The sequence below is a fragment of the Planctopirus hydrillae genome (genome assembly GCF_001707835.1).
GTDB lineage: Bacteria > Planctomycetota > Planctomycetia > Planctomycetales > Planctomycetaceae > Planctopirus > Planctopirus hydrillae.
The window spans coordinates 57,592-80,576 of record NZ_LYDR01000050.1 but is presented as its reverse complement, the minus strand read 5'-3'; the positions used below and the strand labels follow the sequence as shown (position 1 = coordinate 80,576).

General features: G+C 54.8%; 18 protein-coding genes. 13 read left to right on the top strand and 5 right to left on the bottom strand.

What is annotated here, in order from left to right; translation table 11 throughout:
- Positions 1–6: 6 nt before the first annotated feature.
- The gene (locus tag A6X21_RS06740; RefSeq protein ID WP_083233442.1) at positions 7–1,323 is read right to left on the bottom strand and encodes a serine hydrolase domain-containing protein; all 1,317 of its coding nucleotides are present in this window, start codon (positions 1,321–1,323) and stop codon (positions 7–9) included.
- Positions 1,324–1,356: 33 nt separating this feature from the next.
- A complete protein-coding gene (gene cysK, locus A6X21_RS06735) occupies positions 1,357–2,286 on the bottom strand; it encodes a cysteine synthase A (protein ID WP_068846851.1) in 930 nt (309 codons plus the stop codon).
- Positions 2,287–2,512: 226 nt separating this feature from the next.
- On the opposite strand from cysK, the gene A6X21_RS06730 reads away from it, so the two are divergent.
- From A6X21_RS06730 to A6X21_RS06695, 6 genes are all read left to right on the top strand, one after another.
- Positions 2,513–3,283 (top strand): basic secretory protein-like protein, encoded by a 771-nt coding sequence (locus A6X21_RS06730; RefSeq protein ID WP_068846850.1) that lies wholly within the window; start codon positions 2,513–2,515, stop codon positions 3,281–3,283.
- Between the two features lie 118 nt (positions 3,284–3,401).
- Complete coding sequence (locus A6X21_RS06725) at positions 3,402–4,289, top strand: NAD(P)H-hydrate dehydratase (protein ID WP_068846849.1); 888 nt, start codon at positions 3,402–3,404, stop codon at positions 4,287–4,289.
- 3 nt (positions 4,290–4,292) lie between these two features.
- Positions 4,293–5,054: an endonuclease/exonuclease/phosphatase family protein gene (locus A6X21_RS06720; protein WP_068846848.1), complete on the top strand. Its 762-nt coding sequence runs from the start codon at positions 4,293–4,295 to the stop codon at positions 5,052–5,054.
- 338 nt (positions 5,055–5,392) lie between these two features.
- The gene (locus A6X21_RS06710) at positions 5,393–5,836 is read left to right on the top strand and encodes an FKBP-type peptidyl-prolyl cis-trans isomerase (RefSeq protein ID WP_068846846.1); all 444 of its coding nucleotides are present in this window, start codon (positions 5,393–5,395) and stop codon (positions 5,834–5,836) included.
- A 258-nt stretch (positions 5,837–6,094) separates the two neighbouring features.
- Positions 6,095–6,814, top strand: coding sequence for a hypothetical protein (locus tag A6X21_RS06700; protein WP_068846844.1), 720 nt, complete (start codon positions 6,095–6,097; stop codon positions 6,812–6,814).
- 134 nt (positions 6,815–6,948) lie between these two features.
- Positions 6,949–7,839 (top strand): hypothetical protein, encoded by an 891-nt coding sequence (locus A6X21_RS06695; protein ID WP_068846843.1) that lies wholly within the window; start codon positions 6,949–6,951, stop codon positions 7,837–7,839.
- 79 nt (positions 7,840–7,918) lie between these two features.
- Here A6X21_RS06695 and A6X21_RS06690 read toward each other — a convergent pair whose 3' ends face one another.
- Positions 7,919–9,655: an ABC transporter permease gene (locus tag A6X21_RS06690; RefSeq protein WP_068846842.1), complete on the bottom strand. Its 1,737-nt coding sequence runs from the start codon at positions 9,653–9,655 to the stop codon at positions 7,919–7,921.
- Between the two features lie 247 nt (positions 9,656–9,902).
- Here A6X21_RS06690 and rfbA point away from each other — a divergent pair, with 247 nt between their 5' ends.
- Both rfbA and A6X21_RS06680 read left to right on the top strand, forming a co-directional pair.
- Entirely contained in the window at positions 9,903–10,820 is a 918-nt protein-coding gene (gene rfbA / locus A6X21_RS06685) for a glucose-1-phosphate thymidylyltransferase RfbA (RefSeq protein ID WP_068846841.1), read from the top strand.
- Positions 10,821–10,969: 149 nt separating this feature from the next.
- Positions 10,970–11,482: a DUF1802 family protein gene (locus A6X21_RS06680; RefSeq protein ID WP_083233441.1), complete on the top strand. Its 513-nt coding sequence runs from the start codon at positions 10,970–10,972 to the stop codon at positions 11,480–11,482.
- A 7-nt stretch (positions 11,483–11,489) separates the two neighbouring features.
- Here A6X21_RS06680 and A6X21_RS06675 read toward each other — a convergent pair whose 3' ends face one another.
- Positions 11,490–11,864, bottom strand: a complete 375-nt coding sequence (locus tag A6X21_RS06675) for a hypothetical protein (protein WP_068846839.1) — start codon at positions 11,862–11,864, stop codon at positions 11,490–11,492.
- A gap of 372 nt (positions 11,865–12,236) precedes the next feature.
- Here A6X21_RS06675 and A6X21_RS06665 point away from each other — a divergent pair, with 372 nt between their 5' ends.
- Positions 12,237–14,234, top strand: a complete 1,998-nt coding sequence (locus tag A6X21_RS06665; RefSeq protein ID WP_165603700.1) for an SHD1 domain-containing protein — start codon at positions 12,237–12,239, stop codon at positions 14,232–14,234.
- 60 nt (positions 14,235–14,294) lie between these two features.
- Here the strand turns inward: A6X21_RS06665 and A6X21_RS06660 are convergent, their stop codons facing one another.
- Positions 14,295–16,142: a tetratricopeptide repeat protein gene (locus A6X21_RS06660; RefSeq protein ID WP_165603699.1), complete on the bottom strand. Its 1,848-nt coding sequence runs from the start codon at positions 16,140–16,142 to the stop codon at positions 14,295–14,297.
- A gap of 395 nt (positions 16,143–16,537) precedes the next feature.
- Here A6X21_RS06660 and A6X21_RS06655 point away from each other — a divergent pair, with 395 nt between their 5' ends.
- The 4 genes from A6X21_RS06655 (at position 16,538) to A6X21_RS06640 (ending at position 22,939) form a co-directional block, all read left to right on the top strand.
- Complete coding sequence (locus A6X21_RS06655) at positions 16,538–19,459, top strand: fused MFS/spermidine synthase (protein ID WP_068846835.1); 2,922 nt, start codon at positions 16,538–16,540, stop codon at positions 19,457–19,459.
- A gap of 145 nt (positions 19,460–19,604) precedes the next feature.
- Positions 19,605–22,202 (top strand): excinuclease ABC subunit UvrA, encoded by a 2,598-nt coding sequence (locus A6X21_RS06650; RefSeq protein WP_438822574.1) that lies wholly within the window; start codon positions 19,605–19,607, stop codon positions 22,200–22,202.
- Between the two features lie 129 nt (positions 22,203–22,331).
- Positions 22,332–22,580: a hypothetical protein gene (locus A6X21_RS06645; protein ID WP_068846833.1), complete on the top strand. Its 249-nt coding sequence runs from the start codon at positions 22,332–22,334 to the stop codon at positions 22,578–22,580.
- Complete coding sequence (locus A6X21_RS06640) at positions 22,577–22,939, top strand: hypothetical protein (protein ID WP_068846832.1); 363 nt, start codon at positions 22,577–22,579, stop codon at positions 22,937–22,939. Before A6X21_RS06645 ends, A6X21_RS06640 begins: the two co-directional genes overlap by 4 nt.
- The last annotated feature ends 46 nt before the right edge of the window (positions 22,940–22,985 follow it).

Below are 22,985 nucleotides of genomic sequence, written 5' to 3'. Positions count from 1 at the left end.
TCATGACTACTCAGAAGTTGTTGTTGCCGAGCGATCAGCTCGCGCATCGAACTGTTCGACAATCCGATCGCCGATTTCACGGGCGAGGGGATTGATGACTCCCTTGCCATCGGGATAGAGGCGGCTGGAAAGAATACAGACAAACAGTTTTCGCTGGGGGTCAATCCAGAGCGATGTGCCGGTGAACCCGCCATGACCAAAGGCGCTGTCTGACATTTTCGTCGGTCTGTTCGATGAGTAGGTCGAGCGCATGTCCCAACCTAAAGCTCTGTGAACAGTCGTCGGCATGTTGGAACTGACAGCAGGAACTTCAACGGGTGTGACCATCAGCCGGGCAGTCGCCGGAGAGAAAATTCGGGGCATAGTGGCCCGCAAAGGATTCTCTTTTTGAAGAGATGAAGAGTCTTCATCTTCAAGAGCGGCCAGAATGGCTCGTGATAGAACCGCGATGCCTTGGGCGTCGGAAAACAGGCCCGCATGACCGGCTATACCACCCAGCCGGGCTGCGCGAGGGTCGTGCACAGTGCCGACGGGACCTTCTGTAGGGACGAGTTGATCGGCCCAGGGGGCTGGTGGAAGGTATCTGGTTCGCTTGAGAGCGAGAGGTTGATAGAGTTCCTGTGCGCAGAATTCGGCGAGCGATTTGCCACTGATCTTTTCGACCACTCGGCCCATCACCATCAAGCCTACATCAGAATAGACAAACCGGGTGCCTGCCGGCTGGCGTAAAGGCAAGCGGGCCATTTTCTGCCAGGCGATCTCTGGCCCCTGGGCATAATCAGCCAGTGCGTTATCGGCAATCAGCCCGGAACGATGCGTCAGCAGATCGATGGAAGTGATGGTGTCTTTGCCGTTCTCTTTGAACTCGGGCCAGTACTTTGCTACGGGCTCGTTGAGGTCGAGCTGCTTCTGATCGACGAGTTTCATGACGGCCAGGCTGGTGGCCAGTGGTTTGGTTAACGAGGCCAGATCGAACACATCGCCCGGGCGCAGGGGGATTTTCTCGGGTGAGAGGATTCGATCGCCGACAGCACCGTGCAGTAGAATTTCATCGAGGGTTCCAGCCATCACGACAGCACCAGGGATCTCTCCCCGTTCGATCGCTTGATTGAGGCTGGCTGAAATTTTCTGACTGAGAGGGAGCAAATCGGGAGAAACAACCTCCCAGGTTTCTGCTGCTCTGGCGGTGCCTGTAGCCGGGACCGTGGTTGTTGCTGAGGGCGTAATGGAAGAGGCATTGTCTGTTGGTACGGACTGGCCCCAGGTCAAATCGGCTGCTGATGACCAGAGGATGGCAATCAGCAACGTCAGTGACTTTTTCACAACCACATTCCTGCCAGATGAAGAGAATCTGAGTTACCTTAGGTTCTCAAAAAGTGCTGTCGAGAGATAGCGTTCGCCAGCATCGGGCAGGACTGTCACGATAGTTTTGCCAGCGAACTCAGGGCGTGCTGCCACTTTGAGAGCGCCAGCCATCGCAGCGCCGCAACTGATGCCGCAACTGATGCCTTCTTCCATCGCCAGCTTACGGGCGGTCTCGATGGCTTCATCATCGGTGACGCTCAAAATCTCATCGACGACTGAACGATCAAAAGTGTCGGGGACAAAGCCGGCACCAATCCCTTGAATCTTGTGGCGGCCTGCCGGGCCACCCGCGAGGACAGGGCTGGCTGCGGGTTCAACAGCGACCACATGCACCGGGTGCTTTTTTTCATGCTTCAGGAATCGGGCGACACCGGAAATTGTGCCACCAGTCCCGACCCCTGCCACAAAAACGTCCACCTGTCCTTCGGTATCATTCCAGATTTCGGGGCCAGTGGTTTTGACATGAATGGCGGGATTGGCCGGATTCTTGAACTGCTGAGGGATGAACCAGCCCGGCTGTGCCGCCAGTTCTTCGGCTTTGGCAATGGCTCCTTTCATGCCATCAGCCCCGGGAGTGAGGACCAGATCGGCACCAAAGCCTTTGAGCATCATCCGTCGCTCAATCGACATGGTTTCAGGCATGGTCAAGGTGAGCTTATAGCCTCGGGCGGCACAGACAAATGCGAGGGCGATGCCGGTGTTCCCACTGGTGGGTTCGACAACATGCATGCCGGGCTTGAGCTTCCCGGATTGTTCGGCATCCCAGATCATCGCGGCGCCAATGCGGCACTTGACGCTGTAGGCGGGGTTGCGGCCTTCGATTTTGGCCAGCACCCGGCTCGAAAGACCGGCCGTCAAGCGATTGATCTGTACCAGTGGCGTCCGCCCGATCGATTCTGAGTTGTCCTTAAAGATGGGCATTCGCCGGATCCTTCCAAGAGAAACGAGTGTTCAATAAACAGGCGGGCCACCGTCAGGAACGATGCCTGCCAGAAATCTATGTTGACGTGCAGCACTTGCGCCTGCCAGAGTTTACATCGATTATGGCGCATCCGGGCAAACCTGCAAAGCCCGCTTCTTCAAGGAAACTTGTCGAAGTTCGGTGCGCTTGTGGTGCCGGAAGTTCGTCAGGTGGAATGCAGAATGTTTGCAGCCATACTTGCAGAGTTTGCTGGTTTCGGCCGGAAAGCTGTTCAAAAATCGTGAGAAGTCGGCTGTCAAAATCGTGCTGGAGGAGTTTTTTGTGAGACATTTGCTGCTGGCTGTGGGCTTCGTTCTGGGTGTGATGGCTTGGGCACCGGGTGCCGATGAGCCCAGACCTTTCATCAAAATCAATCTCGACACCAGCGAAGTCCCGGAACTGGAACCTTGGGGAAAAGAGGCGCAAGACCTGATTGTGGAATGGTACCCACGCATGGTGAATCTGCTGGGTTCGGAAAACTATCAGCCCCCTCGTGAAATGGGCCTCAAGTTTCGCAACAGCAAAGAAGGAGTCGCGCACACGATCAAGGATCAGATTACGGTTTCCTCGCAATGGGTGAAGGATCATCCCGAGGATGTCGGACTGGTGATCCACGAGATGGTGCACGTGATTCAGGCTTATCCACCTCGTTCAGGGCCGGGCTGGATCACGGAAGGAGTGGCCGATTACCTGCGTTATGCGGTTTATGAAGGGCGACCCTTGAGCTGGTTTCCTTCCAGTGCCGATCCTAAAGGCTTCACCAAGGGTTACAATATGACGGCTGGTTTTTTCCTGTGGCTGGAAAATGGCCCTGCTCCAGGAATTGTTGCCAAGCTGAATGCTCACATGCGACAGGGGACATACAAAGAAAGCCTCTTTGAGGAAGCTGGCGGGAAGCCACTCCTTGATCTCTGGCAGGATTATTTGAGCCACCGGCGACAGATGCGTTCGCGATAAGCTGGCAAAACTCTGTCTATGTTTTCCGCGGATCGAAGCTCATCATTCTGCCGACAGGACCGAATCGATAGCATGGATCGAACCACAGTTTTTCAGGTTGGATCGCCGCAGGCAGGTCATGATTATGGAACAGGAACAGGCTGTTATCTGCATCACCCACCTTCCGATCGTGCCTCATCGCCGTGATGACGGACACAAGGGAGATTATGGACACGCGCTCGTTGTGGCGGGGCAGGTGGGCATGAGTGGAGCCGCCTGCCTGGCTGGAAAAGCCGCTCTGCGAGGCGGTGCGGGGCTGGTGACAGTTGCCACGCCGATCTCGATTCAACCCACGATTGCTGCTTACGAGCCCAGTTATCTGACACTGGGGCTGCCGGAGACACATGGAGCGATCGGGTTTGGAGCTCTGGAAGCGATTCATCGGGCGTTGCATGTTGCCACGGCTGTCGCGATTGGCCCGGGGTTGGGGACAGCCGAACCTGCCCGACAAATCGTGAGAGCCCTGTATCGCTCATTGCCTATCCCGATGATCATCGATGCCGACGGTTTGAATGTGCTTGCTGCCAGTGGCGACGATCTCTCGCGAGACTCCGGCGCGGGGGCACGAATTATGACGCCCCATCCGGGTGAGTTTGCCCGTCTGACAGGTGAAACCACCGCGACCATCCAGGCCGCCCGCGAAAAATTCGCCAACGAATTTGCCCGCAGGCATGGTCTGACAGTTGTTCTCAAGGGAAAAGAAACTGTTGTGACCGATGGCTACCGCATGGCGATCAACACCACTGGGAACAGCGGTATGGCAACCGGAGGAACAGGGGATGTTCTGACGGGCCTGCTCACCGCACTGGTGGCACAGAAACTCCCCCCTTTTGAAGCGGCTCAGTTAGCCGTTTGGCTGCATGGACGAGCCGGAGATATTGCTGCTGAAAAACATTCTCAGCCAGGCCTCATTGCTTCCGACCTGCTCGATTATCTGGGTTCTGCCTGGCTGGAAATCGGGGCGTGACGAATGCGGATCGTCAGCTTCAACATTCACAAAGGGATCGGCGGACGTGATCGACGTTACCGCCTCGAACGAATTATTGAAGCACTGCGCACACTAGAGCCCGATGCGATCTGCCTGCAGGAAGTGGACCATCATGTCGCCAGGTCACGCTTCGACCATCAGGCCAGACTCATCAGTGATGCACTCGGTCTGGTGCATTCGCACTATCAGTTGAATGTGCGCCTCAAAGAAGGTGGCTACGGAAATCTGGTGGCTTCGCGTTATCCGCTGGCATCGGTACATGCCATTTCACTCACCCGGCGACATTACAAGCCGCGGGGTGCGCAACTGGTCGTTGTTCAGACTCCGCTCGGCAGGCTGCATCTGATTCACTGGCATCTGGGATTGCGTGAAACCGAGAGGCATTGGCAGGTTCGTCGGATGTTTGAACATCAACATTTTCGCGAGCACCGGCAATTGCCGGCCATCGCGATTGGCGATACGAACGACTGGCGGAACACACTGGCCAGTGGCCCGTTTGCAGTGCATGGCTGGAAACAGATTTCCAGCCCGCCTTCCCGATTTCGATCTTTCCCGGCGTGGTTGCCTTTGGGCGCACTGGACAAAGTGTTTGTGAATTCGGGAGTGGTCATTCAGAGTTGCCACATTGCCAGAAGCCGACTGTTGAGAGATGCCTCGGATCATCTGCCGCTGGTGGTGGATCTGAGTGGTTTTCATGAACAACCTGCGGATCATCTTCCGCGCTTGAGTCTGCCTGTTCCCTGATGTTCGGGCATGGAGACAGGAAGGGCCGCCCTGATTTCCACGGCTTTCATCAGGATCGCCGGCTTTTCGTGTATGAACGCGTGATCACTTTTTGATTCGGGAGGGATCAGGCGTGGGGTTGGGGGAGCCGGGACTGCTTCTGGGGGTGGAAACGTTGGCAGGCTGACACAAGATTCCAGAGAGAATTTTGGCTTGATCGACAATTGAACATCCGGGGTCTTCCGCCGCATGGTGGCGATGAGTAAACTTCGGGCTAGTTTTCCTGCCAGCGATGCGAGTGGCATCTGTTTGCCGTCATCGTGATTGGCAGTCGGTCTGTTTGTGAATCGAGAATCTCAATGGCAAGTGTTGTTGCAGGTGACATGGTCACCATCAGTTATCGGGGAACTCTGGACGATGGAAGCGTGTTCGATGAGAGCACCCCTGATGAGCCCTTAAGGTTTGTCGCTGGCGGTGAAGAAGTCATCGAGGGGTTGACCAACGCCGTGATTGGCATGACGGTTGGCGAAAAGAAGCGCATTGTCATTGAGCCCGATCAGGCTTATGGCGATTACGACGATGAACTGGAACAGACCGTCGAGCGATCTGAGCTGCCAGAAGATGCGGAAGTCGGTGATCAACTGACTGCCACTGCCGTCGACAATGACGATGAAGAGTTTCCTGTCTGGGTGGTGGAACTGAATGAGACCGAAGCCGTTCTCGATGCCAATCATCCCCTGGCAGGTGAAACATTGATCTTTGAAATTGAACTGCTGGGGATCAATGAGCCTGAGCCCAGTTAATGGATGCTCGTGAATGAGCTGAAAGAAATCGACAGCCGGAAGAAATGCCGAGCCGGTGCGGATGGAAACATTCGCACCGGCGTTTGTATTCACGCATTTTTAGTCAGTCTGGGTACGACTCGATCAATTTCGACGAATGAAAGTTCAGCGGACTGGGTGAACTCTCAGGCTTCCAGAGTGTTTCATTGTGGTTGAGATTCTCTGGCAGGCCTGCCAACCGGAACAACGGGCCCTGTTGTTTATCTGAAGGTCAATCTTATGACGACTCAACTTCGATTTTGCTGCTCTCTGATGATTGGTCTGGGATTAATCTGCAGTCTGGGGGTTCCCTTGTCGGCTCAGCAGAGCAAAACCAGTGGGACTTCGACGAGTAAGTCGAAAACGAAAACCAAGCCGATTTCTCCGGCCGCTCTCAAGCAGATCGATTTGAAGGCCGATCGGCTGAAAGATTCGATCACCAAAGATGCTGCGGCGGTGGCGAAGGAATATGAAGAGGCTGGTTTTCTGGAAAAGGCCAAGAATCTTTACGAAGTGCTTCTGAAGCTCGACCCGGATCAAGCGGGCCTTCAAGCCAAGGTCAAAGAACTCAACGAGCAGATTCTTTCCTCGAATGAAACGGAAATCGAATTTGATGTGAGTCGAGGGTGGAGCCAGCCTTTAGGTGCTGTTTTCAAAGATCGTCCCCTGCGGATTCAAGCGATCGGCGATTACAAGTTCAGCATTTCGGCGGATGTTTCTGCCAATGGCTTACCCACATCCGATAATGGTCAGGAACTGTATCCGGGAGCGCCAGCCGGTGCCTTGATTGGGGTTGTGGTGGCTGACAAGAAACCGGGTAAGCCATTTCTGATTGGTGATAACAAGGATTTTTCACCCAATCAGGATGGTATTCTTATGGTCAAGATCAATGCCCCTTCCAGCCAGAAATGCTCAGGAAAGCTCTCTCTTCGCTTGAGCGGATATATTCGCGCCCAGTAAGTTGTGGGTGAGGCTGGTTTTTGATCCTGGGAACAGTTCAACGATCTTTCCGTTGTCACAACCATGGCTGGCGAAGCCAAATCGACCAGGCGGCAACCATGGTCTGCACTGCGAATTGCTAACGGAATCAACACATGATGAAGGAGACCACTCCCGCACCCATTGAGATTCTGGGGTCGGGAGCATGGGTGGGGTTCTTCCAGGACCTGCAGCGATTGGCAGTGGAAAGACTTAAGGCGACTTCGCAGGTGCTGGCCCATCGACCAACCGGCACCATCTGCTGCGGCCCTCTGGCCAGCTATCAGGAGGGCCTGGTTCAAGCTCTTCGCCAGGGGCAGACCATCTGGCTGGTGACGAGTCATCTGTGGCAGGCAGACGAAGTGGAGTCGATTTCTGCTGCTGCCAAAAATGCTCAACATCCACCCTGCCTGGAACTGATTTCTCCCCGGCAGTTTGATACTGATTTTCTGCAGGCGCGGCTGCTGGCACAGCAAGGCGAATTGGGAGAACTCAAGGCCGTTCGCTCTCTGGCATGGACACCAGATTTTGCCGGAGAAGCTGTTTCGCCCGAAGCCGCCACCGACCGTACAGCCCGTTTCATGGAAGAGATTTCACTGGTCCTTGAACCAGCCTTGGAACTGTGTCCAGGAAGGTTTTTGTCATGTCAGTTCCGCGGTCTTCCCGGAGACTGGTCAGTTTCACTCCTGTTTGAAGATGACTTGCGGGTAGAAATCGAGTTAAGAAAACGTGGACATCTCCCGTTTGCCACAGGCTGGATCGTCGATGGCCCTCTGGCGGGCTATCGGCAGGGACGACTCTATCGCACAGCGGCTGATGGTGAAACGATCGATGTTCCTGTCCCGGGTTTCGAGTCGATGCCGACTTCTGTCGAAGCCATGTGCGATCAATTGATCGCCGCCCTGACCATGACGACTGGCCGCAAAGAATCGACTCAACAGACACTGGACAAACTGGCGGCCAGGCTGCCTGTTTATCAGTCGCTGCTGGCCCAGTTGCCAGGATGACTCCGCTGTCCATTTTACAGTGATATCATGGTGACAGTGATATCATGGATAAAGCGACATTATGTGATGGGCTGGCCTGTCAGGCTTTTTCCGTTGTCGAGCGGCCCAACGCCATATCGAAACTGTTGATTGCCGGTATGAGCATGGCCAGAGTGGTAAAGCCATAGGCGGCAGTCAACGCGAGGCAAACGCCCAAGGTCTGCCCCAGTAGAAAACTGGTAATGGCGTAGAAGGTCAGGAAGGGGAGAATCCCGGCAGCCAGCGTGAGTGCCGGCGAGGGATTGTGATGAGTCAGCGAGACCCACAAGCCCAGACTCCCCCCCAGAATGAAGACCAGGAAGGTCGGCAACTGCAACGAGAACGACGATTGAGCCTGCACAATCAACATCAGGCAGATAAAGATCCCGATGAACAGAAAGAAGATTGTTCCCAGGCTGTTGGAAATGGCAGTGCGTGAGCTGAAGTAACTCAAACCCGAATGCAAGCCCAGCATGGCTGCAAAGGTGCAGAGTACGAACAGTCCGATGATCAGATAGACGAAATTCTCGAAGGTGATCTGCTGTTGCATCATCAGCCAGATCAGGAAACCGACGGGAATGATCAGGAGTTCCATCGTGTTATAGAGCACCCCCAGAAGCTTGCCATAGATGAACTCCTTGGCCGTGACGTTGGTGACGAGCAGCAATTCGAGAGTGCCGCCATCCCGTTCACTGGTGAAGGCGGTGACGGCCTGGGCATTGATCAACAGCATGGAAACGAGGCTCATTCCGACAAAGGCAAACCCCACGGGTGGCAGCATTCCCAGCAGCTTGCGAGAGGGGTCGATCGAAAAGACGGCTGAAGCAATCATCAATCCCGCCAGGAGGATATAGGCGAGTTTGATGAGTACGATTTTTCGGCCATAAGCCCGCGTGCAGATTTCTCTCCAGACGACAGGATTCTCCCAGATTTCCCGATGTTTTCGAGCGGGTGCTGCCAGTCGATCGTCTTCGGACTTGGCCGCCTCACCCATGGTTCGGGAAGGATTCCAGATGCGCAGGCGAGCGGTCGTTGTTGCGAGCAGCAGGGCACCCACCGTGGTCATCAAAGCGGCTGAAGTGAGGACAGCGGCAATCGCGTTCTGTCCGTTGGCCTGCATCGTTAAAGGCTGAAAGAGTGCCGACAGCCCGCGATACGGATTCAACAGGATCACTGTCCGGGCCAGACCACTCTGCCCAACGATGGAAAGCAGAACTCCCAGCAATTCGACAGCACCAAAGAAGAGCACAATTCCCAGGACACTGATGGCGAGTGTCTGAAAGGTTTTTTCCCGCCAGAAGGCGACCAGATTTCCCCAGGCTCCCGCAGCCAGACCAACCGCAGCAGTCAGCAGCAGCGATCCAAAGATCTGCCAGGGAGAGACGCCTCCCAGGAGTAACAGGCTGGCCAGCACTGGCAGAGAAGTCAGGAGGAGTACACCCACCAGGAGCAGGCTGGCACCCAGTTTACCACCCACCAGCTCGATGCTTTTCAGATCGGTCATGAGGAGCAGCAGAAGTGTCCGGCGGTCTTTCTCCTGGGCGACTCGGCCTGCGGCAAAGAGGACGGCAAAGAAGATGATCAGAGTCATCTGCACCAGCGAGATCATCTGGAACATTAATGCACCAAAGCGTGCCAGTTCTCCCAGACGACTCACCTGCTGCAGACCAAATGTGGCCTGAACTGCGGTGTAGAGCAGCACAAAGAGACCACCCACATAGCCCGAGCGAATCAGAAAATGTTTGAGTTGGCGTGGTGCCGTCAATGCTTCGCGAGATACCAGGGGGCCAGCAAACACTCGAATATCCCTCTGACGATGGATCCAATCCCCGAACAACCTCGTGCCGGCGACGGACAGGAATTCCCAAATTCACAGCAAATGACTATAAGACTCCTGCGGTCGACTACCAACTGACCATCATGTGGATTCTGTGAAGTTAGCGATCTCAAAGAGCCTTTTCATTCGATTTTGACAGTCCCCGATTGGCGTTTTCTCATTTTCGCAGCCCTGTGAATCGGGCTTTCCTGAAGCAAGCGATCCCATCATGCCAGAGACACCGTTTGAGAGCAGTACAACTTCACAGCCTCGCGCAGGCCTTCTGTTGGCTGGTGGGGCCGGAACCCGGCTGGCTCCTGCAACAAAAGCCATCAGCAAACAACTGCTTCCTGTCTACGATAAGCCGATGGTTTATTACTCGTTAAGCGTGCTGCTCCTGTCGGGGATTCGGGAAGTTCTGATAATTACGACGCCTCATGATCGCGCTTTGTTCGAACGCCTGCTGGGCGATGGTTCGCAGTGGGGACTGAAGATTGGTTATGCGACTCAATCGGCTCCGCGGGGCATTGCCGAAGCTCTGGTGATCGGTGAAGAGTTTATTGCCGGGCGTCCTTCCTGCCTCGTGCTGGGGGATAATATTTTTTATGGCGATAAGCTGAGTCATTCGTTGCAGACCGCCAGTGCCCTGACGACCGGTGCGACAGTGTTCGCCTACCATGTGAGTGATCCCGAGCGCTATGGCGTGGTGACGATGGACGCTGATGGCAAGGCGATTGAGCTGATCGAAAAGCCACCCGTGCCACCTTCCAACTGGGCTGTCACTGGGGTTTACTTTTATGACGCGACCGCCTCGCAAAGAGCACGTTCGCTCAAGCCTTCGCCTCGCAACGAATTAGAAATCACGGATCTCAATCGCAGCTATCTGCACGATGGATTATTGCGCGTCGAGAAACTGGGGCGGGGGGTCGCGTGGCTGGATACCGGGACACATGAATCGCTCATTGAAGCTTCCACATTTGTCAGTGTCATCGAAGCCCGGCAAGGATTGAAAATTGCCTGCCTCGAAGAGATTGTCTGGCGCATGGGCTGGATTGATACGGCTCAACTGCTGAAGCTCGCTGCAGAATTCGGGAAGAATCATCCCTATGGTCGCTATCTTCAGCAGATCAGTGATGATCGCCGTTAGATGATCGCAGTCAATGATCACGGTACATTGTGGTGACAGATTGTGATTCAAGTGGCGGCCGGTTGTGATTCCAAACGAGCAGCTTTCGCTGGAGATCACCCAACGATGGATGATCCGGTCGATTCCCCGACATGATGCACTGGTGATATGTGACTTTGAACGCTGTGGATGAAATCGAACCCTTCGCCTTCAAGGAATGGGCAGCGATTTGCGCTGCTTTAGTGGCTGGCCGGCAATCGATCATTCTCCGCAAAGGAGGGATTCATGAAGGGCCGGCAGGGTTTCAACCTGAACACCGGGAATTCTGGCTGCTGCCGACGCAGTTTCATCAGGAGGCTGGTCAACTGACCGAAGAGGGCTGGCCATTTCTGAACGCAGCCAGGATCTGGGGCCCATTTCCCGGCGAGATTCTCTTACCGGCCAAAGCTCAGGTGCAAGAGTGTCGACGCTTAACAACCTGGGAAGAAGTGACAGCGCTTCAAGGTGAGCATCTCTGGAGTGAAGCCACTCTGCGGAATCGCTTTGAATATCGGTCGCCTGGATTAACGTATCTGCGAGTGACCATCACCAGCGTGCAACCACCCATCCGTTTGCCTATCTGGCCCGAACTTGAAGGCTGCAAAAGCTGGGTGCGACTGCCGGACATCATGCGGGGCCGGTAAAGAGTTGCTAATCGGCTCTTTGAAGATCCCGGCAGCGATTGGCAAGCATCGTCAGCCCGGTCATGAGAGAAACGACGCCCACACCTCCCACAAGCGAACCTAACCCTTGAGTCATGAGAATGAAGTAGTTCATGTCACTGCCGGAAAACATTCTGTAATCGGAAGCGAGTAAAAAGGCGACCTGGATAATCCCCGAAATGAAGATCGTCAGGCCGGACAATCCCGTTCCGAAGGCGAGGAAACCACCGGCAGCGGAGTACCACTTCATGACGCGTAACGAAACCATAAAGCCATAAATCCAGATGGCCAGCAATGCGAGGTTCAGCAGACCAGAAGCGATCTGCCAGATAACCAGAAACGTTTCGGAAGTAGAGGAAACCATCTGAACCCTCGATTTTATTGGCGAAGCAGTCCACTGAGCCACGGCAGGTGGCCATACTCTGCGAGATTAACCGCAGAGAATCCAGCCAGATTGACTGCAAACCCCCATGATGGGATCAACACAGCCACCCGGAATTGAGCCCAGAGGTTTTTCGTCGGGCAAGCGACACACGAGATTGAATTTTGTGACACATTTGCGAAGATACTGTACACATCGGAACAAGTGAATGTGTTATTTTCTGCGTGTCGATTCATTTCTAGAATTTCCTTTCTCACGATTTCTCTTGTGAGGTTCCTCATGATCAGCAGGCTGCATCGGTGTGAATTTTTGGGGTGTACCAGGCGACAAGCTGTCGCTGCATCGCACAAACGCATGACGAATCGTGCGGCCTGGCTGAGTTGGACAGCCGGGCTGTTGCTGGTCTTATCGAGCAGTTCGTTGCCGGCACAGGAATCCCGCACCTGGACCGATGCGACAGGCAAGTTCAAGATTGATGCCAAGTTCGTTTCGCTTGAAGGCACGAAAGTCACTTTGCTGCAGACCTCGGGAGAAGAGATCGAGATTGATCTGTCGAAGCTGAGTCCCGGGGATCGGAAGGTCGCACAGGATCTGGCCAAGAAGGCGAGTGAAAATCCCTTCCAGGTCAAAGAAACCAACCCGTTTGCCCCGAAAGCTGGCAAAAGCTCAACCGGTGGGAGTCCTGCTGGCCCCAGCATGCCGGATCGTACCGCTCCCGGTGGAACAGAGCCGGCGCCCGCTGCAGGAAATGGAACCTACACGGGTCGCGATGCGCAGTTGACTTCCAGTGTGGACGGCGTGACCGAACTTCTGCTCACGCCCCAATCCGACAAGCTGGCTCTTCCCCGGAACGATGCCGTTGTGGATCGCAAGCTTCCTTCTCGAGGAATCGCACTCCCGAAAAAAGCCAACTTCTTCGAGAAGGCCAATAGCATGCTGGTGCATTCCAGCAAGCCCGAGGCTGTTGTGCTGTACCACATTGCTCCGCCCGGCCAATCTCCTATCACTCGTGTGGTGGTGCTGAATCTGGAAACAGGGAAAATCACAGCTCAAGGTCAGGTTCCGAATCTTTACACTGGCGTCGCTTATGGCAGCGATGGATTGATTCTTGTGCGTCAGGTGGAGCATCACGGGAAAGGCAATAAAGGCCTGATGGAAGGCTGGATCGTCAAAGGCAAAGATCTGGCGCGTGAATGGTCGTGGGAACCAGCCAAAGGCCAATCGGGCCGGGATGAGGAACTCGTCTGGGGCGAGATTCTGCCTGATGGTCGGGTTTTGACAGCCAACGAAGGGGGAAAGATCACCTGCTGGAAAACTGAGGGCGATGAGATGAAGGCTCTCTGGCGATTGCAGGCACAAGGTTCGAGCAGGCCCGATGTGACCCGTGATGGTAAGTACATGGCCATTGTCGCCGATAAGCAATGTGCCGTCATGGATCTGGAGGCTGGTGAGGTTGTGGCGACTGTTCCCACAAAGGGGAGACATCTCCCGTGGCCCAGAATGGCGATCTCGGCAGAACACTCGCGCATGGCCTGTTTTGGGTTCGACAAAATCATTGTGTGGGATCTTCAGACTGGTGAGGAGATTCGCGAAATTGCGACCGGGCCGATCTCTGGTGGTGCGGCTCCCCTTTGGCTGGATGATGACTTTCTGCTGCTGGGTGGTCACCTGCTGGTTGATGTGAAAAATCAATTGCGCCTGTGGGATTACACGGGTGCAGAAATGACGACTTTTTATGACCGGACGGGACTCTTTGTGGTGGGTGGGCCCTCACAATCCAGCAGCCTGATTCCCATTGCCTTACCACATCCAGCCGCGAAGAATTATCTGGCCAGGGCCTTGCAGGATCCAAACCTGTTCATTCTCAAGGAAGGGACGCAGGTCGCGATCGATGTCTCCGGCATTCAGGATGCTGCTCAGCAGGCAGCGATCAAGGACAAGCTCACTGCGAAGCTCACTCAGCGAGGCTTTGTGGTGGGAGCTTCAGGCAGCATCATTCTCAAGGCGAGTACAGAGACTGGCAAATCGGAAAAGATGTCGTATCGCTCGTTTGGGGAAGCTCCCTGGAATGCCAAAGAGTACAACGTGCAGTCGTATATCAGTCGATTGAAGTTTGTCTGGAATGGGAAAGATGTCTGGGAAGGCTCAGGAAACAACATTCCGGGCTTTTTGTCTCTGAGCAAAGACGAAACGATTGAGCAGGCCCTCAAAAAGCACGAAAAGCCCAATTACCATTTTTTTGAGCATTGTGAGATTCCCAAGTTGCTGACGAAACCCGCAGAGAACGCCGCCGCGGGAAGTTCCACTTCTGCACTGGGGAAATCGACCGTGACAATCAGTGGCTTGCAGTAGCCGCAATCCAGGGCCCGTCATGATGAATCGCAGTCATGACGGGCTTTGGCTCCAGCAAAACTACTTGTTTTGTGACTGTTTGTTTTGTGACTGTGTCAGCAGGCGTATCGCCACTTCGCGGCCTTGAATGGCTGACTTCAATTGCGGGTCGAGCCGGAGTGCTTTTTCGAAAGCCGCCACCGCTTCCTGATAGCGATTCGTCCTTACAAGCAGATTGCCATAGCTATTGTAGGTATTGGGATTATTCGAGTTAATGGAGAGTGACTTCTGAAAGCAGACTTCCGCTTTCAGAAAATTCTTTTCGACCTGCTGGGTGAGAATCCCGAGGTTGTTGTAAACCTCGCTCGACTCCGGAGGGAGTTCCCGAGCTCTTTCGTAGCAGAAGAGTGCTAACTCGGGTTCGGTCGCTCGATTGGAATTTCCAAAATCAAGCAGTTCCTGTTGAGTCATTTTAGTTTTCAGAATGCGCGCCATCTGCACATACTTTTCACCTTCCTCCTTACGGCCCGCTTCTCCTAACACAAAGGCCAGATTTTGATAGCTGACGGCATTGAGGGGATGAATTTCAAATGATCGTCGCGCCATCACAATCGCTTCTTCCAGCAGCGTTTGTTTGTCGTCAGGAGCACTCTCCTTTGATGCCCGCTTCACGATCTGAAGCGCGAGATTGGTATAGGCCCGGCTATTGTTGGGTGACTTCGCGATCACATCTCGCCAGAAAGCCTCGTCGGTTAAATAGACGGTGCAGCGATAATTATTGATCACCATCAACAGGCAGACCATGCTCCCCACAAGACCCCAGCGAAGTGCCTGAGATTTGAATTTCCAACGATCTGCCAATCGTTTCAGCAGGAGAGTCGTGGCAACAGCCAGGAACATGCTGGGTAAGTACATCCGGTGTTCGAAGTAAAGATCCTGGATCGGGACGATGGAGCTGGTAGGAAGTAGTACGAGCAGCCAGGCTCCCAATAGAAAACCAAGTGCCGGGCGGTAGAAACTCATTCGCACGATCATGATCAGACAGAGGCTCGCGATGACGAGCCCTGGCCAGTAAGTCGCTGGATTGCTGATGGGAATCTTCAGAGCGTCGGCACATTGCCCGGCTGGCCAGAACCAGAGTTTGACGTATGTCGCCACGACCCACGGTTGTGATCGAAAGTATTGCCAGCGTGAAACATCCGGAACATCACCAATGCCTGCCTGAGCATACTCCCCCTGATGCGATAACATCACCAGAGCGAGCAGACCCAGCGTCAGCCAGAGGGTCAGATGCCAGTACCAGCGGCGAGCCACTTCGCGCCAGGATTTTGACAGCACCGCCAGATCGAGCCACAGAACACATAAGGGGGCTGTCACCAGAATCTCTTTGGAAAACATTCCCAGCGCGCAACTGATGCAGGCGACGAGATACCAGGTACGCTGCTGATGGAGTACGGCAAAGGCAAACGCGGCCATCGTTCCGAGATAAAACAGACTGGCCAGAGATTCCTGCCTTTGAATGAGATAAGCCACTCCCTGAGAGTTCAGCGGATGCACGACCCACAACAGGCTGGAGACCAGTGCGATGGGAACTGCCGCTCTCGAAAGGGACTCAGGAATTCGCGGGGCTTTTTCGAGCACAATCTTGACGAGAGAATATAGAATCTGCGCTGAGGCGAGATGAATGAGGATATTGGTGAGTGCGAAGCTGAATGGCGCCGGCCCGAAGCAAACCTTGTTGAGGGCGAATGTCAAAAAACTGAATGGCCGGGTGTATTTCGATAAGTATTCCGGCGGCCAGAGCCTGTCGAGAACCTGATTATTCGCGACAAATTCGACACCATCGAAAGTGAAATCTGCCGCCAGCCCAACGAGATAGGCCGCGATTCCAGCCAGCAGAATCAGCAGTCGTGGTAAAAAATTGGACATCGAAGCCGACACACCCCGGGTTTCGAACCGAGCCTTGGAACAAACGAAGTGGAAAGCCCGGCCGCGAAAGACATTCGGCCAGACATCTCGTGACATCCAGAAATGAATTCTGCACGACCGATTTTCCGAAGGACTTTCCTGTACGAACACAGCGAAAGCCCGCCGCTGAATCTGTTCACCGATTCTCGGCTGCTATAGAGTGAAAACTGTCAATGAAGACTTGATGAAGGCGGGCGATCAGGTTTTGCCAATTTCCATCGGACGTTTTCACGAACCCCTTCTCGGATTGGTTACGATTCCGTTGTGGTACGATTGAGCCTGTGCGCCTGCCGCCTTGCAGCAGACCGTATACTTCCCGAGATGCCAGCCAGATTTTATGCAGAGGAGATCGTGAATTGACTGGCCCTTCCGAGAGTTCCGATGCCGACAATCGTCCGGGAGACGATCTTCCCACTCCTTTCGGCCAACCTGAACCTTCCAATGCCGAGACCTATCGTCTCGCAGATCCACCAGCCCGCTGGAGCGAGCCTGTGGCTGCTGTCAGAGCCGTCCCCGCTATGGAAGCTGCTCCTTCAGTTTCGCAAAAGCCGCGATCCAAAAAAGCAATCTCAGGGATCACGCAGCCATTACAAAAACTGGCCAGTCATGAAGTCTCGGCACTCGTCGGTTTTAATGCGATTGTGTTTGTCACCAGCGTCTGCATTATGACGCTTGAGCTGACTGCCTCCCGGTTGATTGGCAAGCATGTCGGCAACTCGCTCTATACCTGGACGTCGGTCATTGGTGTTGTGCTGGCAGGCATTACGGTTGGTAACTACATCGGTGGCTATCTGGCCGATCTTCCGCGTCCTCGCCGCTCTCTCGCCTGGACGTTTCTCATTTCGAGTATCACCTGCTGGTCGGTGTTATGGCTGGATCAACTGATTCCATCCTTCACCCGGCCTGCATCAATTTCGTGGCCCATGTGGGTACTGATGACTGTCTCGCTGATTTTCTTTCTGCCCGCCTGTGCCATGGGGACAATTTCTCCCATTGTGGCCAGCCTGGCAGTCGCTTCATCGTCGCGCACAGGGATCACCATGGGGAATGTCTATGCCTGGGGGGCCCTGGGTTCGATTGTCGGGACATTCCTCACCGGCTTTTATCTGATTGATCAGTTTGGGACACGGGCCATTGTCGGACTCGTCGCCATGACCTTGGCAGCCATGGCCTTGATTATTGCCTCGAAGAATAAGGTCTTTCGCACAGGTGTGGCTCTTGGCTGGTGTCAACTGCTAGGACTGACGTGGGGGCTGGCGACACTCACAGAAACCAGCGTGGCATCGGCGGCTGGCTTCTCAGCACGCATGGTGGGCGTCTGGGAAGATCCACAGACGACAGATGCCCGCACTTCGCGCTGGCGAACCTATGGCGAAACGATTGGCCGCCAGGTTCACGATCTGGGGCTTTCACTCGCCTTACGAGATGACCGGCAAGGCGAATATCACGACGAAAGCTCTTACTCGTACATCAACGTCTCAGAAGACTACAGCGAGGATGGTCGGCCAATTAAGCTGTTAAAACTCGACAAGCTGATCCATAGCTACTACGACCCGGCTGATCCCAACCGTCTCGACTACGATTATGAGAAGGTCTATGCAGCCATTACGGAAATGCTCGCTGGTTCCTCCGAAACCGACATCGAAATTCAGGTCGCGAATTTCCCGGGCCGAGAACAGGTGGTGGCTCAGCTTCCCGCCGGTCTTTCCTGGAACCCGGATCGGCAGTCCATTTCGCTCCAGCCACGAGCGATTGTCGATTGGTCTTCGCTCCTCAAGCTGGCCCCGGATGGTGCTTATATTGCGGCTGTCAATGAGCTGTCGGATCTTTCCACGAGAGCCGACTGGGGAGGGTTTTCTTCTGTCGCTGTGACCGAGTTACCGGAAAACTTCAGGATCCCTCAGGAAATCAATGAGATTCTGCGTTATGACCGCACACTCGAAATGCTGAGTGTCTGGAAGCCATTGGATGAAAAGTCTCGCAGGCTGGCACTGGCCACCAGCCCATCGATGCCCTGGATCGATGCGATTGACGAGCTTCGTAAGAAGTCGAGAAAGGCCAGCTCGCTGTTTATTGGGGGAGGGGGATATATCTTTCCCCGCTGGATTGAAAGTCAGTTCCCGGGAAGCGAACGCATTGATGTGGCTGAGCTCGACCCTGCCGTCCTGGCGGCTGTGGAAAGTGAAATGGGCCTGGCCAAACCACCGGCCACGCGCGTTCATTCCCGCATTGGGGATGCCCGGAACGTCGTGGATGACCTCCTGCGGGAATCGAACCAGCAGGGAAAGATCGCTTACGACTTTGCTTATGGCGATGCCTTCAATGATTTCAGTGTTCCCTGGCATCTCACGACGAAGGAGTTCGCCGAGAAGATTCACCGGTTGCTTTCGCCGGAAGGGGCGTACCTTGTCAACGTGATCGATGTTTACCCGCGAACTGTCTGGCCACGAATTCAAGACGAAGAGCAGCAGGTGACGTTCGATGGTGAACCTCCCTTTGCGGGCTGGAATGAATGGAACAACAGTGGCTGGATTGAGACACCAGGCTTTCCCGGGTTTTCACTCCATCGCCATGGCACGCGGATTTTCTCCTTACGCTATCGAGGAGAAATGCCGGCCCCTGTCGAGAACCGATTGAAATCGCTCAGCAGCGCCTCACCCGCATGGAGAAATGCCGTCACCGAACTGGCGAGGAAAACCCGGCAACCACCCAGGCTCGCATTCGAACTCCCCGCAATTCTCATCCCCTCATTACTGCTGGATGACGAATGGACGCCGGCACCGGCACCTTTTGAATTTGTCGAGATTCGCCGAGTCGGCACGGGATATTCGCTGGCTGTCCGTGGAGCCCTTACACGAGACCTCAAACAACGTCTGCTGTCACTCGATCCCGACAATGCGGCCTGGAAACAGGGGCTGGAAGGTCTGGCAAAGCGTTCGGAAAAACTGGCTTCAGGCCATTTTCTCGCAGCGTTTGTCGCGACCTTACATCAGGTTTTTCCCCATGTGGCGGTGTTCAGCAGTGAAGCGGGAAGCCCGAATGACAATCGAGATACCTTCGTGATTGCAGCTTCAAAAACGCCTATCGACTGGACACAACTCGAAGCGTCCGATCACTGGACGGGCCTCCCCTTTGCGACTTCGTCAAAAGTCGATGAGACCCTCAAGACGACGGGTCAGATGGAGTCGCTCCTGGGGCTTGCGCGCGGCTTGATCCTGACTGATGATCATGCCCCGGTGGATAACCTGCTCTTGCCGGTCTTTGAAACGAACGACTGATCGAGCACCTGTTTGATCGACCTCATGATGACCGGAACTGCGAGAGACCATGGAGGAAACTGAGACCGTCGGCACGATTCGAATTCGCGGTGCCCGTACGCATAACCTGCAGAATCTCAGTCTCGATCTTCCACTGGGGAAACTTGTGGGAGTCACAGGGATCAGTGGTTCTGGTAAGACATCGCTGGCGCTGGACACTTTGTTTGTCGAAGGACAACGGCGATATCTGGAGACATTGAATCCACAGATTCGCAGACAACTTCGTCGACAATCGTGGGCCGATGTCGATGAAATTCAAGGTTTGCCACCGACGATCTGTCTCGATTCCCGGACGTTATCGGTCGGTCCGCGAGCGACTTTAGCGACTCTCACGGAGATTCATGATCTTCTGCGAGTGGTCTATTTTCGGGACGGTGTGCTGCACTGCCCATCGTGCCAGTCGATTGTCCAGCAGTCGACACACGATGAAATTCTTGATGACCTCGTGGCTCTGCCCGAGCGAACGAAGCTTCAATTGCTGGCAAAAGTCGATGATGACAATGGCATCGCGCCTCAAGATCGACTCCGGCAGATTGCACAGTCAGGCTTTGTCAGAGCCAGGATCAATGGGAAACTGGTCGATACTTCAGATGTCTTAGTATTGCCTGAAGATGCCCCTCGGCCGGTGATTGAAGCCGTGGTGGATCGAGTGACCATCAAGGAAGGAATCCGCAGTCGACTGGCCGAGTCGCTCGATGTGGCTCTGCGACTGGGGCACGGCTGTTGTCTCGTCACGATCGATGGCGCCCCGGATCGTCATTATGCGACCATCCGTTTTTGCGGCGTCTGTCATCGCGCGTTTGCTGATCCTCAGTTGCGTACCTTCAGTCACTTCAGTGCTGCCGGAGCCTGCCCTGCCTGCCTGGGTTTGGGAGTTCGCCCAGTCGAAGAATCACCCAAACCCAAACGACGACCCAAATCGACCTCCAGGAACCATTCCCAGCGAGCTGTTGCTCAAGTGGTGCCGTCCGAGAAATGTGATGAGTGCCAGGGGAGCCGACTGGGGGAAGTCGCCCGGCATACTTTCTGGGAAAAGAGAACTCTGCCCGACTGGTTAAAGTTGAATGTCGATGAGGCCTTGCAGGCCGTCCGGCAGATCGAAACGGCCTGGCAACAGGAAGCTCTTCCGGGAGGAAAGACAACTCATCAGGGGCTCCTTCGGCAGAACCTGATCCCTGAAATCATTCGCCGGCTTGATGGACTCCAGCGCCTGGGATTGGGCTATCTCACACTCGATCGATCAGCTCAGACCTTATCGGGAGGAGAACTGACCCGCAGTCGATTGGCAACCTTGATTGCCAGCCAGCGGAAGGGTTATTGCTTTGTGCTGGATGAACCCTCCAGCGGCTTGCATCGTGCCGATCTGTATCGTGTCAAAAATGCATTGAACTCTCTGCGGGATGTGGGCAATACAGTCGTCGTTGTCGAGCACGAAGTCGATCTTTTGCAAGAGGCGGACTGGCTGGTGGAACTTGGCCCCGGAGCTGGCCATCTCGGGGGAAAACTGGTGACAGCCGGTACGCCCGAAACCACTGCGGCAGCTCCCGAATCGGTCATTGGCCCATGGCTGCAGGAACGTCGTCAATTCATCCAGGCGACTGACTCACCGGATGATCGACAGCACGACAGATCGTGCATCAACCAACCTTTGCCTGAGTCGATTGTCCTGGGTGCATGTGAAGCGGGATTCATCACGATACCGCCCCTGCGGGTGCGAAATGTGCATGTTCCGGCACTCAAACTGGGGATGGGGCAAGTCGTTTGTTTAACCGGAGTTTCCGGCTCAGGAAAAACCACCTGGCTGATGGAAGGGATCTTGCCTGCACTTCAGCAGGCATTGAATGATCGAAATCAGCGGTCTGGTTCAAAAGCTCTCGCCAGTGGTGATCGCGGTTTGATGGCCACGATTCCAGACGAACTGATCGAAGTGGTCACGATTGGACAATCCCCTGTCGGTCGTGGCTGGAAGTCATTCCCGATGACAGTTGCCGGTCTGTGGGATCTCGTGCGTAAGATCTACGCCGCAACGAAAGATGCCAAACTGAGAGGCTTTACTCCCGCCCGCTTCAGCCCCTGGCACCCCGAGGCCCGCTGCCCGGTTTGTCTGGGGCAAGGTGAAGTGACCCTGGAGGCCGATTTTCTGCCCGATTGGAAAACGACCTGCGAAACCTGCGCGGGAGATCGATTCAACCCAGCCACACTCGCGATTCGTTTTCGTGGGAAATCGCTGGGTGACGTATTACGGATGGAGTTCTCTGAAGCCGCCGAGTTCTTTTCGAACTTTGAGCGGCTGGCCCGTCCCTTGCATCTGTTTTGTGAACTGGGATTGGGCTATCTGAAACTGGGTCAGCCCATGCGCACGGTCTCGACAGGAGAAGCTCAGCGAATCCGTCTGGCCAGTTACCTCGCACGGCCGGATTTTCAAGGCCAGCGCTGCTTTGCTCTCGATGAACCGACCACTGGATTGCATCCTGCCGACGTGCAGGCATTACTGAAGGTGTTTGACCGGCTGGTGGCGGCGGGTCATCTGCTGCTGGTGGTCGAACATCACCTGGATGTTATCCGGGCTGCCGATCAGATTCTCGACCTGGGTCCCGGTGCCGGCCCACAGGGAGGACAACTCGTGGCCTGGGGCAGCCAGCAGGATCTTCGCCAGAACCCAGCCAGCCTGACTGGTCAAGCCCTGCGCGACTCAATCCCGTAGTAATATGGTCCGCTGTGCGGACCATATTACGTGCCTTGATAGATTTAGATCCTCCAATCACATCGACATGGCAAATCGAATATGGTCCGCTTTAGAATATAGTGAGTTTCTTTGGAAAGGGTATCCGTCATGATCTCGGAAAGAACTCGTTTAGTGATTGAACAATCCAGGCGAATCTTCGAACTCCACCGACAGGAGTGGGTGGCGACTCACAGCGGCCAATTCGTGGCCATCGAACCGGATTCGGGAGAATGGTTCTTTGCGGAGAGTTTCGACAGTGCCGTTCGGGCTGCTCGAACGAAGTATCCCGATCGCCTGTGTCACACTCTCCGGATCGGACATGAAGCCGTCTTTTTTATCGGGCAGATGGGGTCATGATTGGCTATGTCGATGAAAAGTTGCGGGCACTTGTCCCCATCCGAATCGCCTCTCCGGGCAGTTATTCGTTCCAGCCTTGCTGGGCCTGGGTTGATACGGCCTTCAACGGTACAGTCGTTCTGCCCAGAAGCATCGCGGAGTCCCTGCAACTTCCGATGGAATCATCGGCAGATGCCGTCCTTGCCGATGGAACAATCGTCGCTATGGAGACGTTTCGGTGCCAGATTGAATGGCTCGGTGGAACCTACGAAACACAGATCGTAACCAACGAAGGCGAGTATCCGTTGCTGGGAACCATGCTGCTTTCTGGAAAGTGTCTGACGATCGACTGCGTTTCAAGAAATGTGTCGATTAGGTAGAAAAGTGAGTGGCAAGTAAACCAGAAGGGTCCGCTCTTCCGACCAC